The sequence below is a fragment of the Fodinibius sp. SL11 genome (assembly GCF_052060035.1).
In the GTDB taxonomy this organism is placed as follows: domain Bacteria; phylum Bacteroidota; class Rhodothermia; order Balneolales; family Balneolaceae; genus Fodinibius.
The window spans coordinates 36881-53615 of sequence record NZ_JBPOEA010000010.1; the positions used below are offsets into that span (position 1 = coordinate 36881).

At 37.5% G+C, this 16735-nt stretch carries 18 protein-coding genes; 14 read left to right on the forward strand and 4 right to left on the reverse strand.

Annotated elements, in window-relative coordinates; genetic code table 11:
* Positions 1-300: 300 nt before the first annotated feature.
* The 3 genes from ACQ76V_RS11490 to ACQ76V_RS11500 all read left to right on the forward strand — a co-directional run bounded on the left by ACQ76V_RS11490 (position 301) and on the right by ACQ76V_RS11500 (position 2329).
* Positions 301-1074 carry a hypothetical protein gene (locus ACQ76V_RS11490; protein WP_441000641.1) on the forward strand — a complete coding sequence of 258 codons (774 nt, stop codon included), beginning with the start codon at positions 301-303 and terminating at the stop codon, positions 1072-1074.
* Between the two features lie 182 nt (positions 1075-1256).
* A complete protein-coding gene (locus ACQ76V_RS11495) occupies positions 1257-1514 on the forward strand; it encodes a hypothetical protein (RefSeq protein ID WP_441000642.1) in 258 nt (85 codons plus the stop codon).
* A 5-nt stretch (positions 1515-1519) separates the two neighbouring features.
* A complete protein-coding gene (locus tag ACQ76V_RS11500; RefSeq protein WP_441000643.1) occupies positions 1520-2329 on the forward strand; it encodes a replication protein in 810 nt (269 codons plus the stop codon).
* Positions 2330-2749: 420 nt separating this feature from the next.
* Here ACQ76V_RS11500 and ACQ76V_RS11505 read toward each other — a convergent pair whose 3' ends face one another.
* The 4 genes from ACQ76V_RS11505 to ACQ76V_RS11520 all read right to left on the reverse strand — a co-directional run bounded on the left by ACQ76V_RS11505 (position 2750) and on the right by ACQ76V_RS11520 (position 3910).
* Positions 2750-3094, reverse strand: a complete 345-nt coding sequence (locus tag ACQ76V_RS11505; RefSeq protein WP_441000644.1) for a HepT-like ribonuclease domain-containing protein — start codon at positions 3092-3094, stop codon at positions 2750-2752.
* Entirely contained in the window at positions 3091-3372 is a 282-nt protein-coding gene (locus ACQ76V_RS11510) for a nucleotidyltransferase family protein (protein ID WP_441000645.1), read from the reverse strand. Before ACQ76V_RS11510 ends, ACQ76V_RS11505 begins: the two co-directional genes overlap by 4 nt.
* Before the next feature lie 109 nt (positions 3373-3481).
* A complete protein-coding gene (locus ACQ76V_RS11515) occupies positions 3482-3670 on the reverse strand; it encodes a hypothetical protein (RefSeq protein WP_441000646.1) in 189 nt (62 codons plus the stop codon).
* Positions 3671-3694: 24 nt separating this feature from the next.
* Positions 3695-3910: a hypothetical protein gene (locus tag ACQ76V_RS11520; RefSeq protein ID WP_441000647.1), complete on the reverse strand. Its 216-nt coding sequence runs from the start codon at positions 3908-3910 to the stop codon at positions 3695-3697.
* A gap of 830 nt (positions 3911-4740) precedes the next feature.
* On the opposite strand from ACQ76V_RS11520, the gene mntA reads away from it, so the two are divergent.
* The 11 genes from mntA to ACQ76V_RS11575 all read left to right on the forward strand — a co-directional run bounded on the left by mntA (position 4741) and on the right by ACQ76V_RS11575 (position 16734).
* Positions 4741-5178, forward strand: a complete 438-nt coding sequence (gene mntA, locus ACQ76V_RS11525; RefSeq protein WP_441000648.1) for a type VII toxin-antitoxin system MntA family adenylyltransferase antitoxin — start codon at positions 4741-4743, stop codon at positions 5176-5178.
* Positions 5171-5572 (forward strand): type VII toxin-antitoxin system HepT family RNase toxin, encoded by a 402-nt coding sequence (hepT, locus tag ACQ76V_RS11530; RefSeq protein ID WP_441000649.1) that lies wholly within the window; start codon positions 5171-5173, stop codon positions 5570-5572. The genes mntA and hepT overlap by 8 nt, the downstream gene beginning before the upstream one ends.
* A gap of 802 nt (positions 5573-6374) precedes the next feature.
* Positions 6375-6764, forward strand: a complete 390-nt coding sequence (locus ACQ76V_RS11535) for a hypothetical protein (protein WP_441000650.1) — start codon at positions 6375-6377, stop codon at positions 6762-6764.
* 466 nt (positions 6765-7230) lie between these two features.
* Positions 7231-8634, forward strand: coding sequence for a capsule assembly Wzi family protein (locus ACQ76V_RS11540; protein ID WP_441000651.1), 1404 nt, complete (start codon positions 7231-7233; stop codon positions 8632-8634).
* 826 nt (positions 8635-9460) lie between these two features.
* A complete protein-coding gene (locus ACQ76V_RS11545) occupies positions 9461-10540 on the forward strand; it encodes a Wzz/FepE/Etk N-terminal domain-containing protein (RefSeq protein ID WP_441000701.1) in 1080 nt (359 codons plus the stop codon).
* Between the two features lie 11 nt (positions 10541-10551).
* A complete protein-coding gene (gene lhgO, locus ACQ76V_RS11550) occupies positions 10552-11745 on the forward strand; it encodes an L-2-hydroxyglutarate oxidase (protein ID WP_441000652.1) in 1194 nt (397 codons plus the stop codon).
* Between the two features lie 10 nt (positions 11746-11755).
* Positions 11756-12775 carry an NAD-dependent epimerase/dehydratase family protein gene (locus ACQ76V_RS11555; protein WP_441000653.1) on the forward strand — a complete coding sequence of 340 codons (1020 nt, stop codon included), beginning with the start codon at positions 11756-11758 and terminating at the stop codon, positions 12773-12775.
* Complete coding sequence (locus tag ACQ76V_RS11560) at positions 12768-13910, forward strand: LegC family aminotransferase (protein ID WP_441000654.1); 1143 nt, start codon at positions 12768-12770, stop codon at positions 13908-13910. The genes ACQ76V_RS11555 and ACQ76V_RS11560 overlap by 8 nt, the downstream gene beginning before the upstream one ends.
* Positions 13900-14523, forward strand: a complete 624-nt coding sequence (locus ACQ76V_RS11565) for an acetyltransferase (RefSeq protein ID WP_441000655.1) — start codon at positions 13900-13902, stop codon at positions 14521-14523. The genes ACQ76V_RS11560 and ACQ76V_RS11565 overlap by 11 nt, the downstream gene beginning before the upstream one ends.
* Positions 14524-14532: 9 nt before the next feature.
* A complete protein-coding gene (locus ACQ76V_RS11570; RefSeq protein ID WP_441000656.1) occupies positions 14533-15576 on the forward strand; it encodes a nucleotidyltransferase family protein in 1044 nt (347 codons plus the stop codon).
* Between the two features lie 15 nt (positions 15577-15591).
* On the forward strand, positions 15592-16734 hold the full coding sequence (locus ACQ76V_RS11575; RefSeq protein WP_441000657.1) for a glycosyltransferase: 1143 nt from the start codon (positions 15592-15594) through the stop codon (positions 16732-16734).
* The last annotated feature ends 1 nt before the right edge of the window (position 16735 follow it).

Consider the following 16735-nt stretch of genomic DNA (forward strand, 5'->3'; position numbering starts at 1 on the left):
TGTTATACGTTTGGAATAAAATTCGTCTATGCGTTTGTAACGCAGTACGGTAATAACGCATAAACGCAGAGCCGTTTAACGTTTTAACGTTATACCATCAAAACGTTAAAACGTCTAAATGGTTTAACAATATGATGTTATACTGTTTTTGTGGTTTTCCTTTTCCGCAAATATGCTTGGGATAAAAGTACCATTTGCCATATTTTCTGCGAGAAAATAAAGTCGTTCTTCAGGAGAAGCAGCAATACTTTTCCCAACTTGTCCCAAACAATCCCAACCATTTATAAGAAGTCACATCGTATGACAACTACTACACAAGCGGACCAATCGAATCTACTATTATCAATTTTATGCAGTTCGTTTAACATTAGTCGCTATGTGGACGAAGGAGAGGGAGATTTGTCTATAGCTGACCTGGCCGTAGACCTCTGTAAAATAGGCGAAACGTATGACAATCAGTGGATCACAAGTCTCAAAGAGTTTGACGGTTATACCAGTGAACGGGTAGAAGCCACTGCTTTCCAAAGACGTTTAACGAAATTAGGGGATAAGTATTCGCAGCTGGCCGAAAATGTTAAACGAAACATCCCAAGCCCATTGATAGAACAGAAGGATGGGAAAACCAAACGTGTAACTTTTTTGGAAAATGAAGAGATAGATAAGAGCATCAATCATGAATTAGTTCAAAAATGGCTAAAAAAGTATAACAAACTGGGTGGAAAAAGTTGCTACCAGTTTAGTCAATCAGCGCTGGGATCACTACAAGTTCATCTCGAAGAGATTGCCCAATACAAAATAAAGTATGAGGCCATGAAGCATGTAGAAGATAGGGCTATGCTGACCGGATCGTTTACGTTTGATCGTACCTTCTCATCAGTGCCGGAGGCTTGCCGCTGGCTGGATGATCAAATAGAAGGGGTTACGTTCGAAAAGCTGAAAAATGAAATTCGAAGTGAACGAATTGTTATACAAAATGGAGATGAGGTTCTCGATGATCCCGAGAAATTGTATGATAATGTCTATTCCTGGTATAAAAATCAGGTTGAACAAGGACGAATAATTCCATTCGATTAATTGTTTGTAGGACATATATAGGAGAAACCCTGTCTTTTATAGGAAATTGTATAACATTTGTAGGAGAAGGGGATATTCTATTGGAAATTTCCCAATAGCAAGTTGTCGTAACTGTTTGGCAGACAACAAATAAGGAAATAAATTCGGGTGAAGTAAAAACACTAATTAATACTTTTACCCTCATGAACGAAACTATCCTAGAACGAATCGAACAAAAAATTGATCTCCTTCTCGAAACCAAAAGGCACCAGATCACCAAGAAGAAATATATAACGGCCCGGGATGTCGAAGACCTTACCGGACTCAACTATCGTACTATCCTGAACCGCTCCAACATGGATCGGGATAACCACCTCTATATTCCATCCGTACAGCTTGGTCAGAGTAACCGCAAGTACTTCGAGCGAAAAGTTATCGAACGTCTCTTTCACCTAAGCTAAGCGTCATGGCCGGATTACCGAAAGAGATTACCTATACAAAGGTACCCAATTTTATTTTGGAGTACTTGATGTCTGAATTAAAGGGCAGTGAACTGAAAGTAGCTTTGGCGATCTGTAGAAAGACATACGGTTTTCAGCAGCAGTCCGACCGTATCCCTCTTTCTCAGATCCGTAAGCTTACCGGATTGGGAAAGAATACGATCATCAAAGCGATCAGGCAGCTGGTGGATCAAAATATCATCCATAAGAATACTGAAATCATCCCACACAAATACCGAATTATCATTCCTGATAAGGGTTCAAAAACTGCACCTAATAGTTCAATAATTGAACCCCCAATGGGTCAGAAAATGAACCCCGAACCGGTTCAAAAAGTGAACACTCAAAAGAAACCTATAAAACAAACAGAAAGAAATACTACTAGTAGTATTGTTTCTAATGAGGTCTTGGAAATAGCCCGATATTGGAAAGAGTTATTTGATACGCAAATTAATCTATCCAATAAAGAGATCGTTTATGCTATACAGAAACGGATTTATGCCTTTGGTATAGATAATATAAAAAAAGCGATGATCAATCGAAGTAAATCCCCTTATTATAAAGAGCAAAAGCCCTATCTGCGATCAAGTGCCAACGCCTTTTTCCCATACCCCGATACCATTTATAATGATATAAAAAGGGAACCGGAAGATGTATTTACTTATGAAGAACGAAATAACCGAATTTATAAGGGGCTCAATGTAGACGAAGACTTCGAGATAGTTCCTGATCAACGAGATAAGCAGGGAAGACCCAAGTGGAAACTAAAAGACTAGTTCCAATTCTCTCATAATCCTGATGTTGGATAGCTAAAGCTAGAATGTGTTTCACGGTTTTGAATAACCGGCCTAATGAATTTTGCGCAGAGGCCCAAAAAGATACGGTTATGCATTTTATACCGATGACTAATGATTATCTGCTACCTTCAATACAAGGATCATTAAAATGCATGTATCTTAAGGCCGATGCAGACCGCAAAATTATCAGCCGGCGATGTTTTTGGGTTCCGTTTTTGCATCGTTTCAAAAATGGAACATACCCTTTGATGGTTCATTACGTTTTTTGAGCGACCAAAAAAACATAAGGACCTACCTTTGCTGACAAAAAATGGACACTAATACCTTTGGTCACAGAAAATGAATGGTATAATATTGTCTAAAACCTGTCAAAAGAGACCAGTTAGATTTACCCTCTCCTTAATTTTGATCGTTGATGATTTCTTTAATCTTCGATTTCAAATCTGGAAGATCTCGTTGGGTAACTACCCAAATCATGCTCAAGGTCACTCCAAAATATTCGTGAATAATGATATCTCTCATTCCAGCAATTTTTCGCCATGGAACCTCATCATATTGATCACGGATGTCATCAGAAATGTGTTTTACCGCTTCGCCAATAATTTCTAAGCGGCGTAGAACAGCGTCTTGTTTCTCAGAATTTTTATAGAATTCATTTTCATTGACATCAGCAAGATATTCTTCAATCTGCTGGATACTTTCTGAAATATCTTGCAGGTAAACATCCGGTTTCCGTTTGCTCATATAACCGGCACTTCTTCTTTAAGAATATCTTCTTTAAGGGCAGGTTTTAAAGAATCATATTCAACGAGATCTACTTTCATACCGAGTTCGTCTTCCAACTCTTGTTGAATTCCTATAAAGTCCAATAAACTGATTTTTTTGTCAATCTTAACTAATAAATCCACATCCTTGGATTGAGCTTCACCACGAGCTGTAGATCCAAATACTCCAGCTCTTTTAATGCCATACTTTTTTAATATCGGGCGGACTTTATTTTTGATCTCTTCTAAATTTGCCATAGCAACAAGAGTTATTTAGTTAATTCAAAAGTAATATAAGAAAGTGATTGTAAAGAGATAAGAAAATTAAGACTATCAAGGAGAGCATTATAGCCACTTTAATAGCAAACTACAGTTTTTCATAATTAAGATACTTCTCCAGTAATTCTGGGTCAGCTTTATCTTGTGTTCGGCTACTTGATTGTTTATTAATAATAAGGTCTTTAAAAGAAATAAAATATACAGACTGGTCCCCTAACTTACCCTGCACTTTATTCTTATACGCTTGACTAAAAGATACCCCACTGATACCAGTCATAATATCAATCCTGACTGGCTCATATCACAATTGGATGATATTATCATCTCCTTCAAAATCACTTGGTGTAAGATTTAATTCACCAAATCCGAAGTTTTTGAGTACTTGTAAAAGATTAGAAATATTTTTAGAAGAATTATCGATAAAAAAATCGATATCTCCGGTGTTTCTTGGACGGGCATGATAAGAAACGGCATAGGCGCCAACAACAAGGTATTGAACATTATGTTCGTTTAACAATTCTATAAACTCTTCGTAGTCCTTTTCGAGCCTTATGATATGCTTTGGTTTTATTAAATAGCTTGATGTGTTGCTCTCTTATATCCTGGAGATGACTTAAACGTTCTTCCGGTGTTTTTGACTTCCAATAGGATATATTTTCCTGCTCAGATTCTTCTCTACTAAGGATTTTCGCTTTTTTAATCATAACAGAAAACCAAATTTTCTGGATGTCTAATAAAGAGCTAATATATTTAAAAATTTTACCAAAAGAATAAAGATATAGCTATGGATATTTAACCCCTCGGTGCTGATATCATTCATCAACGTTGATTAGAATATTTACCAGCCTGCCCATCGAAACTTTATGTGTAGTTGGACCCTCGTCAGACAGAAATTTCCATCGTCGGGTTTAGTGACTTTCAATAATATTTCACAAAACTAAAACTTAATTCATATTCAAGGTTTTAATATGGACCTAAGAATTGTGAGCGACGGTTTGCCTGGGTGCGCAAGAGCATTTCATACCGGTAATTCTTTAGGAAATAAGCACAATAGTAAAAGGACCATCGAAATGGTCGCACCCAAAGACCGGAGCTTGTACTACGAAGCCTTTGGCGTAGTAGTGCTGGTTTCACAATTCTCAGTCTTGATTTTTTACCACCTTTTGTATCAAGACAAAAGGTGGGGCATAAAGACTTTTTGCTGACAAAAAATAGACACTAATACCTTTGGTCAAAAAAATACGTCCATCAAATTATTGAGAATACTTATTTACTTGTAACTTCGCAGATGGAAGAGAATTTTGTACATTAATATTCCAATTAGTTCTCGACAACGTTGCTACCATTATGGAAAGTCCAGAGATCACCAACATACAGAAGAAAATAATAGACTTCTTTACACCCAAAGAAGAAGTCATTTTTGTATATCTCTTTGGATCGGTTACCAACAAGGAAACATTTCGAGATATTGATATAGCCATATATATGGATGCGATGCCCAACCTCATCCGGCAGGGAAAACACCAGACGGCACTGGATAATCTGTTTGATTACAAAGTGGATTTAGTAATACTGAATGAGCTCCCCCAAAAGAATCCCGCTTTTGCCCATGAAATAGTGACAAAAGGAGAGTTGTTGTTAAATAAGAATCCGGGTATTCATACCCAATATAAAAGTAAGGTTTTACAATACTACTTTGATACCGCCTATTTACGGGATCAGTTTGGGAATGCTTTTCGGCAGCGCGTGCAAGACAATAAATTCGGTGAACGAAATTATGAATAAACGATTGCAAAGTTTAGAAAATAATGTAGCTGAGCTGCGAGCCCTTCAATCTGCTTATACATTAGCTGATATAAAACAGGATAAGAAAAAAGAATGGGCACTCCGGTATGGGCTGTTAGAGTCTATACAAATGGTCATTGATCTTTCGTGTCATTTGGCCGTTCATCATAACCTGGGGAATGCTGAAACGTATTCAGATTGTATACAGCTATTGGGACAGTTTGAAGTTATTGATGAGGAATTGGAAGAGCGCTTGATTAGCATGGCGGGATTGCGAAATATTTTGGTGCATGAGTATGTTGCTGTGGATATAGATCGGTTGGTTTCCTTTTTAGATCACCTGGATGATTTCAAAGCTTTTGCCAATGCCGTGAGTGAGAACTTCGATTTATAAAGGCTGCTTTTTCTTGAAACGGAGTTGGGTCACCTCAAATCCTTGCCTTTAAAAATAGAGGGACTTAAAACCAGTATCTACTTCACGGAGTTAAAACGGACCTAAGAATTGTGAGCGAAGGAACAAGGGGATTCTTTCCGCCTTTTGGCATGATCCAAAAGGCTGGTAAAAGATCTATGGAAATTTAACTCCTCGGTGCTGATATAAATCATCAACGTTGATTAGAATATTTACGAGCCTGCCCATCGAAACTTTATGTGTAGTTGGGCCCTCGACAGCCAGAAATTTCCATGGTCAGGTTTAGTGACTTTCAATAATGTTTCACAAAGCTGAAAACCGTAATTCCTATTTACGGTTTTGTTTAACCGGGGGTTTGGGGGAATCGCGGGAAGGATGTATCTAGAATAATGACTAATGTGGAATAGCTATGTCGGGCTTCCTGTTTTAACCAGTACAACATCTACGATTCCCACCAACAGTTTTTTCGTCTATTTTTTGCTGACAAAAAATGGACACCCCAAATCTTGCATCAAATCAGTAAACATGTAGGCAAAAGATCTAAGAATACACTCCCACTTTTTTGAAAAGCTTTGTTATCTATACGGCCATTTCACTATAAAACGTTTTAATATTAAAATTCTTTAATTTGCTGAAGCGCCCAATAACGGTGATACTCAGGCAAATAAAAACGTTGGCTAGATAAATAGAGTGACGAGGGCAAATTATGCGAAGTTGGCTTATAGTATTTCTTATGTTATTCATTTCATGCAGTCCGGAGACTGCACCATCCAATCAATTTGCAATGCAAAATGTTGGACAGGCGGATCAAGTTGTATTGGACATGGAGGAAGACAAAACTAAAGAGAAGTTTCAGGATGTCATTCAATATTTAAAAAACAAAGGTTTTAGACCGCATTTCGTCAATTACAATTCGTATGATGTTCAAACCGCTTATAAGTCTTTTGAAGAAACAGGTGTGGCGAGTAGGGTTTACATACGTATAAATGTTTCTGTCAAAGATGAAAGTGTAGAATTTAGCGGGAAGGTCAGTGGTGAGGATTTTAAAGATGTACAAATTAGAAAAAGTAAGGATAGTGTTCTCCTACAACAGGCATGGCAACAGCTGAATCAGATAGCAGAAGGATATTCCCAATCAAATGCTTATGTAAGTGAGAGTGATTCCAGTTCTTGAGATAATTTAACAGTTAAAAATGACGGATGATTTTATCTTCCCTAGATATGGTGGGACTTTAAACCACCATCACCTTTTTACGGTTTTGTTTAACCGGGGGTTTGGGGGAATCGCGGGAAGGATGTATCTAGAATAATGACTAATGTGGAATAGCTATGTCGGGCTTCCTGTTTTAATCAGTACAACATCTACGATTCCCACCAACAGTTTTTTCGTCTATTTTTTGCTGACAAAAAATGGACACCTTAATCTTGCATCGTTTCAAAAATGGAACATACCTTTTGATAGTTCTTTACGTTTTTTGAGCAACAAAAAAACATAAGGACCTATCTTTGCTGACAATAATGGACACTGCACTTATTAATAAGATCCAAAAAAAACTTACATTCGTAACTCCTTTCGTAATTACCTGATCATATCCCTATATTCTCCTTCCAAATTTTAATTATCAGGATCAGAAGAGTCAGTGATTTTACAAAAGCTATTTCGATTAGGAGTTGTCAGCATTGCGTTAATAATAGCATTTCAAACTGCAGCTAATGGCCAGAACCAGAAGGATGTTTCTACTCCTGACCTAAATATAGAAATGGAATTTGGAACCGTAATAAGTGAAGAAGGGGAGCTACCCTTTTGGTTACACAGTAACCGTTGGGGTATTATTGATCGCAAAAGTGCCAATGGGTTTGTACGATTAGCACCACAAGCAGGTTTAGGGACATTAGGACCTGTAAAGCTAAGTGCAGGTGCTGAATTAGTTGGTCGATTATCAGAGGATAATAACGTCTTTTTTAATGAGGGATATCTGCAGGCAGATTGGCAGATATTCCGTTTTGTAGCAGGACGCAAAAAAGAACAAATTGGTATTACCGACAGTACCTTAACATCGGGTTCAATGATACAGAGTGGTAATGCCTCCCCAGTGCCCAAGATTCGGCTCTATACGCCCGATTGGGTGGGTGTTCCGGGCACCGATAACTGGCTGAGTTTTAGAGGATACTTCACTCACGGGTGGATGGGAAACGGGCGGTATATTGATGATCCTTGGCTGCACCAGAAATACTTTTATTTAAAAGCTTTACCTAATGAATATCCTCTCCAATTTTACGGAGGAATCGTACAGAGTACATTATGGGCTGGTACCCACCCGGAGTATGGCAATTTGCCCGATGGATTAAGTGACTTTTGGAATGTCTTTACTGCACAGGAAAGTAATGCCGAAAATGCCGAACCCTCGGCAACAGGAGAAGCTGTAGGTAGTTCCATTGGTATTTACGATTTTGGTATTGAATATGATTACCAGGGCTTTGGAGGAATTGTCCACCGCCAGTTTTATTTGGAGACTGGGGCAGGGGCAAAGTTTAGAAATGTCTGGGACGGGCTCTGGGGTGTTTCAGTATCTTGGGATAAAAAATTCAACTATATAAATAATGTTTCCTGGAGTCATCTGTATACTAAGCGGCAAAGCTCACAAGAACATCGGGGGGATCCCTCCTATGGAGCGGATGGGTATTACGGGAATGGTATCTATCGGAGCGGATGGACTTATTATGGCCGTACTATTGGAAATGCCTTATTGTTTTCAGATGGAATAGGTATTGGGATTGATAATAATATTGTTATTGCTCATCAACTTGGTTTAGGTGGTGTAATAGAAGGAGTGGTTTATGATTTGACTGTAGCCTATAGCAGAAATTATGGATCGAGAAGGACCGTTGGTTTTACAGGTCGGCAAGATCAATATTCTGGTCTTTTACAAACTTCTATAAAGATACAGCCAAAAATGGATTTAAAAATGGATATCGCGTATGACACCGGGGATTTGTATGCGAATCAACTGGGGGGAATGGTTAGCGTAGTTTATCATTTATAATAATTGATGAACCTATCTATTTCTTAGAACGCTTGAAAAGGGTGTTCTAAGTTTGTACACATAGTAAAGAGGGATTTAAAATTACTATTCACTTAACCGTTTTAAGTTGGATCTAAAAATTGTTAGTGAACACCTGATACGGTAAATTGCTAAATTCTGGGCTAGGAGTTTTAAAAATAGGGGGGGGGGGTAGCTTTTAAAAGCAAGGGGACGGTTTAAGGCAAAATGCTTTCATAAGATTTTAAAAATAAGAAAATATAGGATCCCCTCCTGGTGAGTTTTTTTCCGCGCCCCGCTTGAAGGTGAGTTACTTTTTTGTTCATTCAACAGAGTAAGTCCCTATTTGGTCACAAAAATGAATAATATATTTTATCTCATCCCAAAAATTGATATCACAAATTTCCAACTAAAAATAAACTACAAAACTTGTTGCAGTTATAAGCCCTCACTGCCCAGCAAAGAATTACGAGGTTAAGGATAAATCTCGAAACCCTGAAATTAATGTTGAACTATTTTGTTATTAGCAACTTGTATCCTGAAATCCTCTGTACAAATCTGTGGCCGAAATATCCAGATTCATATTTTCTAAAAGATTAATATTTCCTTACATTGAGCATTCTTAAAATCAAGCAGGGATGTAGTAGATAGCAAAAACTTATTTCCCCACTTATCATTTAGCTATTTTTAATTTTTAATTGAACAAGCGCTGAGCAACGAAAATCCACATAACGAACACCACGACCCTACTCCCCAAAAAAGGCAACAACCCGAATCCTACTACGGCGCTCCCCCCGAATACGGTTATCAACCCATTGAAGAAGAGGAAATCGACCTCATTGAGCTCGCGCAGACCTTCTGGGACGCCCGCGAAAAAATTGTAAAAATTACCGCGGCATTTTTGGTACTGGGATTGCTTGTTGCCCTCTTCAGCCCCAAGGAATATTCCACCAGTGCTACTTTGATGCCCGAAACACAATCTGCACAAAGCGGTGCAAGTGGATTGTTGCAACAATACGGAGGCATGCTGGGTATCAGTGGGGCAAATTTGCAAGGCGGACAGGAAGGTTCTATCCCTCCGCAGCTCTACCCGAACATTGTACAGAGCCTGCCCTACCAGGTGGAGCTGATGAACACCGAGGTCTATTTCGCGGAGTACGATACCACTGCCACGGTGCATGAGTTTTTTAGTGAAATTCATTCTCCATTTTCACTAATGGGGTTTTTAAAGGGTTATACCATCGACTTGCCAGGAAAAATTATAGGTTTATTTAAAGCTGATGAAGAAGGACCGGAACAGCCGCTACCCCAAAAGGTGGATCGCGATGCGGTATTGTCACTTTCTAAGGAACAGATGGAAACGGTAAAAACCTTGCAGGAGCGGTTGTCTATATCAGTAGATAAGGAAACGGGTATTTTAACCTTGACCTCTGAATTTCCCGATCCGCAAGCCGCTGCGGAAATAGGTAAGACCGGCATTAATTTACTTAAAGAGAATGTTGAAGAATACCGTACTCAGAAAGCACGGCAGAACCTGGAGTTTGTGCAGGAGCAGGTCGAGGAAGCCCGAAAGCGTTTTGAAGAAGCCCAGAATAGATTGGCGGAATTCCGTGACAGCAATATAAATTTGGCTACGGCCAAAGCTCAGACTCGAGAACAAGAGCTGCAGTCGCAATATGATCTGGCGTTTAATCTCTATAACTCCCTTTCCCAGCGACTGGAACAGGCAAAGTTGGACCTGCAGGAGGAAACCCCGGTACTTTCGGTATTGCAGCCGGTAAGTGTGCCGCTTAATGATAATACTTCTGGTCTGCTTATTTTAATTGTCTCAGGGATGTTGGGTGGTATTATTAGTCTGGGATGGGTGCTTGTTGAGAATTGGTGGAAAGAAGAATATAGTAGGCTCTAGGATAAATTAGAATGAAGTATGATATTGCTATAATTGGTGCTGGGATCATTGGTGGGGCATTGGCATATAAGTTATCAGAGGAGTATCAATTAAAAATTGTTGTAATTGATAAAGAGGCAAGGCCAAGCCAACACCAAACTGGTAGAAATAGTGGTATTATTCATTCAGGAGTATATTATCCTGAAAATTCTCTTAAATCTAAGAATTGTATTAATGGATATAAGCAGTTAATTCAGTTTTTAGAAGAGAATAGTATAACATACAAAATAACAGGCAAACTAATTGCGGCAGCTAATGAAACTGAATTTTCTGAATTAGATAGATTATTTGAAAATGCCCAATCAGTGGGATTGGGAGTGCAATATTTAACTGAGAAAGAGATTCGAAAAATTGATCCTAATTTAACAATTCCCAAAGGATTCTTTGTTGAGGAAACAGGGTTAGTTGATTACAGCGAAGTACTAAACAAATTTATCAATATTTCTTCTGATAATGGAGTTGACTTTATTTTTGGAGCAAGCCTGAATGATATTGCAGAGAAGGATAACAAATATAGTTTAAGTACGAATGGAAAATTTTTTCAAACAAAATATGTAATTAACTGTGCTGGACTTCAATGTGATCGAGTATTTGAGTTATTGACTGGTCAAAATTCCCCAGTAAAAATATTGCCATTTAAAGGTGAGTACTTCGAGGTTACTCCTGATTTGTATCAGTCTGATATCCCAGTTTATCCGGTTCCCAATCCAGACTTTCCATTTTTGGGTGTGCACCTGACACCTATGATTGATGGATCTTTAAAGGTGGGGCCCAATGCCGTATTATCTTTTGACAGAGAAGGGTATAATGGATTTGAAATTAAGATTGCTGATGCATTAGATATTGTTTCAAATAAGGCAATATATAAGCTTGTAAAAGATTATAAGGCGACGGTTTTAAAAGAAATGTTAAAACAAAAAAGTAAAACCTTCTTTGAAAATAAGGTGAAGAAGTATTGGTCCAGTTTTAGTACTTCTGAAATAAATGGATATTCTTGTGGAATTAGAGCACAAGCAACAGAAAATGGTGAATTGTTAAGTGATTTTAGAATTGAAACATATGAAAGACAGGTACATGTATTAAATGCCCCGTCACCGGCAGCTACTTCCTGTTTAGCTATTGCTGATACCATATTGGAAAAATTGAATAAGTTAATTAATAATTAAACAATTTTTTATGTCTAAAAAGAGAATACTACTCATCGGTGGAGCAGGTTATGTTGGAACAGTATTAACCTCCCATTTGCTAAAAAAAGGATATAAAGTAAGAGTACTGGATAAATTTGTTTATAATAATCAGTTTGCTATTAAACCATATTTGGGAGATCCGGATTTTGAAATTCAAAAGGGAGATTTGACGAATGATCAAGATTTAGAAAAAGCTATTGAGGGAGTTTCTGATGTAGTTGTGTTAGGAGGGCTGGTAGGTGATCCTGTTACAAAAAAGTATCCTAAAGCCTCTAATAAAATTAATACCGAAGGCGTCCAATCTTGTATTGATTTCTTAAATGGCAAAGAGTTAGGCAAAGTTATTTTTATTTCCACCTGTTCGAACTATGGATTAATTGGAGAAGATGAGATGGCTGATGAAGAATTTGAATTGAATCCCCTTTCGTTATATGCAACTGCAAAGGTAGAAGCTGAGAAGCATTTGCTTTCATATAAAGAAAAAGCTGATTATACAGGCGTTGTATTGCGCTTTGCTACGGCATTTGGATTATCGCCGCGAATGCGTTTTGATTTGACTGTTAGTCAGTTTACTCGAGACCTTTATTTCGGTAAAGAGCTTGTTGTTTACGATGAACATACATGGAGGCCTTATTGCCATGTTCGTGACTTTGCTCGACTTGTGGAAAGGGTGTTAGATGCTAAAGAGAAAAAGGTTGATTTTGAGGTGTTTAATGCTGGAGCCGAAATGAATAATTTTACAAAAAAGATGATTGTGGATGAGATATTAAAACATGATCCTGATGGTTCAGTACAATACACAGGAAAGGGAGATGATCCCAGAAATTACCGAGTATCATTTAAAAAGGTAAAGTCAGTACTTGATTTCGAGCCAGAGTTTACTGTTGAAGAAGGAATACAAGAGTTAATAGAAGCTTTTGAAATTGGTGTTTACTCTGATTCGATGGAGAATTCAAAGAAGTATGGAAACTTTGAAATCAATTATGATGGGGCATTGAATAATGATTAAAGACTTTGTTTCATTTGTACAGGATGTTTATAGTACAGATGAGTTTATTCCATTACATGTACCGAGATTTGAAGGAAATGAAAAGGAGTATGTAACCAATACTATTGAATCCACCTTTGTATCATCAGTTGGTGCATATGTGGATCAGTTTGAAGATATGATTGCCGATATCAGCCAAACAGCAAGTGGAGTTGCTATGGTTAACGGTACTTCTGCTCTTCAGGTTGCACTTCGATTAGCAGGTGTAAAAGATGGTGATGAAGTGCTGACCCAAGCTTTGACATTTGTGGCTACAGCTAATGCTATTCGATATAATGGTGCTGATCCGGTCTTTATTGATGTCGACCGCGATACGATGGGACTTTCACCTGATGCTGTTCAAGAATTTTTAAAAGAATATGGAGAAATCCGGGAAGATGGTTGCTACAATAAACAAACAGGTAAGCGAATAGCGGCTTGTGTGCCGATGCATACGTTTGGATTTCCTGTCCATTTGGATGAATTACTTACGGTTTGTGATAATTGGAATATTCCTGTCGTAGAAGATGCTGCAGAATCGTTAGGTTCTTTATATAATGGTAAACCGACCGGTAGTTTTGGGGATTTTGGAGTCTTTTCATTTAATGGCAATAAAATTGTGACTGCCGGGGGCGGTGGAGCTATTGTTACGGATGATGTAGAAGCTGGACAGCATGCTAAGCATTTAACGACTACGGCAAAGAAACCTCATGACTATGAATACTACCACGATGAATTGGGATACAATTATCGTATGCCCAATTTAAATGCGGCATTGATTTGCGCGCAGCTGGAACAGTTGGATGATTATATAGAGAATAAACGGGCATTGGCCAAAGATTATTCAGATTTTTTTGGGCGTAAAGGCATTAAGTTCAGAAACGAACAAGCTGATACCAGGGCCAATTATTGGTTGATGTGTGTAGAATTGGAAGATCGAAAGGAACGGGATGATTTTTTAGAAAAAACGAATGAAAGGGGAATAATGACACGCCCCATATGGCAGCTGATGTACCGGTTGCCGATGTATGAAGATTGTTTGCGAGATGAACAGCAGAATGCTGAATATCTGGAAGATCGAATTGTAAATATACCAAGTAGCGTTCGTGTTGAATAATAATAACATATTACTTGGTTATTCAGGACATGCCTTTGTGGTTGCTGAAGCAGCAGATAAGGCGGGTATTTCTATTGAATATTATGCTGACAAGGAGAAAGTAAAAGAAAATCCTTTCGAGTTAGACTATATTGGGTTTGAAAGGAGTGAGGGTTTTAGTGGATGGGGCAAGGGGTTTGGTTTCGTGTTAGGAGTAGGAGATAACAAGATCCGAATGGGCCTTGGCAACTTAGTTGAAAGTAAAAAAGAGTTATTATTGACAGTTTCACATCCTGAAGCTGAAATTTCAAATAGTGCTTCCATTGGTAGGGGTACCTTTATTTCTGCCCATGCGACGATAAATGCTTTAAGTGAAATCGGAAAATATGTGATTTTGAATACCAATTGCATTGTTGAGCATGAATGTCTTATAGCTGAAGGTGTGCATATAGCACCGGGAGCTGTTTTAGCAGGAAATGTTGATGTTGGTAAAGGCTCTTTTATTGGAGCGAATGCGGTTGTAAAAGAAGGGATTTCTATAGGAGAAAATGTTATTGTGGGAGCTGGCTCAACAATTATTCAAGATATATCTGATGGGAAAAAGTTTGTAGGTAATCCTGGAAGTGAAATTTAGAAAAAAAGTATGTATAGAAATAGAATTATAGAAAATGATTCTACCCTTATTGAAGCTTTCAAAAAAATGGATGAGCTTGATAAAAAGCTCTTAATCGTATTAGAAGAAGAAAGTTTCAAGGGATTACTAAGTGCCGGTGATATACAGCGGGCTATTATTAGGAATGAGCCCCTTGATACCGAAGTTGAAGAAGTATTAAGATCTGATATCCGAGTTGCTTCACCGACCGATTCTTTTGATAAGATAAAAGAGATGATGCTGGAGTTCCGTATGGAACTTTGTCCTGTTATAAATGAACAGAATGAAATTGAAGACATCTACTATTGGGAAGATATCTTCCAGGATGAAGGCCCCCAACCTAAAGCTCAATTCGATTTACCTGTTGTTATTATGGCAGGTGGCTTTGGTACGCGTTTGAGACCGTTAACACATGTAATGCCCAAGCCCTTAATACCGATCGGAGAAAAAAGTATGCTTGAACATATTTTTGAAAGGTTTAACAGGCATGGCCCGGATCAATTTTTTATATCCGTGAATTATAAATCAGATTTAATTGAGTATTACCTTAGAAACCAGAATTTGCCATATCAACTAAAGTTTTTTAAAGAGGATGAACCACTTGGAACAGCAGGTAGTCTATCGCTAATTAAAGGACAAATTGGTGAAACATTTTTTATCAGTAATTGCGATATCATCATCGAGCAAGACTATTCCGAAATCCTTGGCTATCATCGAGAAAATAAAAATGAATTAACGGTAGTATCTGCTCTTAAAAATTATGCAATTCCATATGGTACTATTGATACAGGAGAAAATGGCAAGTTGGAATCTTTAAATGAAAAGCCAGATCTGACATTTCAAATAAATAGTGGTATGTATATTTTGGAACCTCACCTGTTAGAGGAAATTCCTGATCAAACTTTTTTTCATATTACTGATTTAATAGAGAAAATAAGAGAAAGAAATGGCAAGGTAGGAGTGTTTCCGGTATCTGAAAAGTCTTGGACTGATGTAGGAGAATGGGACAAGTACTTGGATAATATTAGTTTTTGATTTTATTGCTTGAAAATGAGATCAAAAAAAATTCTTTTAGTAGGCAATGCAAATCACCAGTTTGTAGCAAATTATGCCAAGTGGTTGAAAAAAGAGTCTAATGAATTTGAGGTTGATGTTTTATCGGATCGTCCAGTCAAGATTGATTCAAAAAAGTTTTATAATAAGATATTTCACCTCAAATTTGAAGCCCCTTTGTTTAAGATTGTGAACAAGTTTAAGGGTATAAGACGCTACTATAGATTTTTTCTTTATGTAAAATTATTGAAAGAATTGCCGAATTATGAGTATGTCCACTTTCATTTTTTGAACGTGGATTCAGGGTTTTTGGCTACTCAAGTAAAAAAGTATTTAGGTGCTAAAGTTATCATTTCTATTTGGGGAAGTGATTTTTATAGAGTTAAAGAGCGAGATAAGAAGTATTTCGAAAATGCTTGTCAAACAGCTGACAAAATTACTTTTACCAATTCAGTAACAAGAGACAATTTTATAAATAGTTTGGATTGGAACAAAGATAATCTGCGTGTGTGCAGATTTGGTTTAGCTCCTTTGGAAGTATTAAAACAATTGAATAAATCTAAGAGACAATGTAAAAGAGATTTAGGCTGGGACCCAGAAACGCTATCAATCACTATTGGCTATAACAGTAACCCTGCGCAGCAACATATAAAGATAATTGAACAATTTAATAAATCTGTTTTAACTAAGTGCGCGCAGAAAATTGAATTAATTCTACCTCTTACCTATGGTAGTGATGATACATACAAAAATAAAATAGAGACAGTCCTTGAGAAATCCCCATTTGAATACAGAATATACCGTGATTATTTAACTGATCAGAAAGTGGCAGAAATTCGACAAGCTTCTGATATAATGATACAATTACAGAAGACAGATCAATTTTCTGGGTCCATGCAGGAGCATTTATATGCCGGAGATATCGTTATCACCGGTAGTTGGTTGCCCTACCAGACTATGAAAGATTATGGAGCTTACTTCTTAGAAGTGGATAATATTGAAGAGTTAGTTGATTTAGTTCCTGAAGTTGTTGACCAGTATAAAGGCTATAGGAAGAAAACGAAACCAAATTCTAATGCTATAGAAAGATTGAGTTCTTGGGAGACCAATATTAAAGACTGGATAGCGCTATATAATTAAC

Excerpts from the sequence above, each read along its gene's own strand:
- ACQ76V_RS11490 (WP_441000641.1), top strand. The coding sequence starts at position 301 with ATGACAACTACTACACAAGCGGACCAATCGAATCTACTATTATCAATT.
- ACQ76V_RS11495 (WP_441000642.1), top strand. The coding sequence starts at position 1,257 with ATGAACGAAACTATCCTAGAACGAATCGAACAAAAAATTGATCTCCTT.
- ACQ76V_RS11500 (WP_441000643.1), top strand. The coding sequence starts at position 1,520 with ATGGCCGGATTACCGAAAGAGATTACCTATACAAAGGTACCCAATTTT.
- ACQ76V_RS11505 (WP_441000644.1), bottom strand. The coding sequence starts at position 3,094 with ATGAGCAAACGGAAACCGGATGTTTACCTGCAAGATATTTCAGAAAGT.
- ACQ76V_RS11510 (WP_441000645.1), bottom strand. The coding sequence starts at position 3,372 with ATGGCAAATTTAGAAGAGATCAAAAATAAAGTCCGCCCGATATTAAAA.
- ACQ76V_RS11515 (WP_441000646.1), bottom strand. The coding sequence starts at position 3,670 with ATGACTGGTATCAGTGGGGTATCTTTTAGTCAAGCGTATAAGAATAAA.
- mntA (WP_441000648.1), top strand. The coding sequence starts at position 4,741 with ATGGAAAGTCCAGAGATCACCAACATACAGAAGAAAATAATAGACTTC.
- hepT (WP_441000649.1), top strand. The coding sequence starts at position 5,171 with ATGAATAAACGATTGCAAAGTTTAGAAAATAATGTAGCTGAGCTGCGA.
- ACQ76V_RS11535 (WP_441000650.1), top strand. The coding sequence starts at position 6,375 with ATGCAAAATGTTGGACAGGCGGATCAAGTTGTATTGGACATGGAGGAA.
- lhgO (WP_441000652.1), top strand. The coding sequence starts at position 10,552 with ATGAAGTATGATATTGCTATAATTGGTGCTGGGATCATTGGTGGGGCA.
- ACQ76V_RS11555 (WP_441000653.1), top strand. The coding sequence starts at position 11,756 with ATGTCTAAAAAGAGAATACTACTCATCGGTGGAGCAGGTTATGTTGGA.
- ACQ76V_RS11560 (WP_441000654.1), top strand. The coding sequence starts at position 12,768 with ATGATTAAAGACTTTGTTTCATTTGTACAGGATGTTTATAGTACAGAT.
- ACQ76V_RS11570 (WP_441000656.1), top strand. The coding sequence starts at position 14,533 with ATGTATAGAAATAGAATTATAGAAAATGATTCTACCCTTATTGAAGCT.
- ACQ76V_RS11575 (WP_441000657.1), top strand. The coding sequence starts at position 15,592 with ATGAGATCAAAAAAAATTCTTTTAGTAGGCAATGCAAATCACCAGTTT.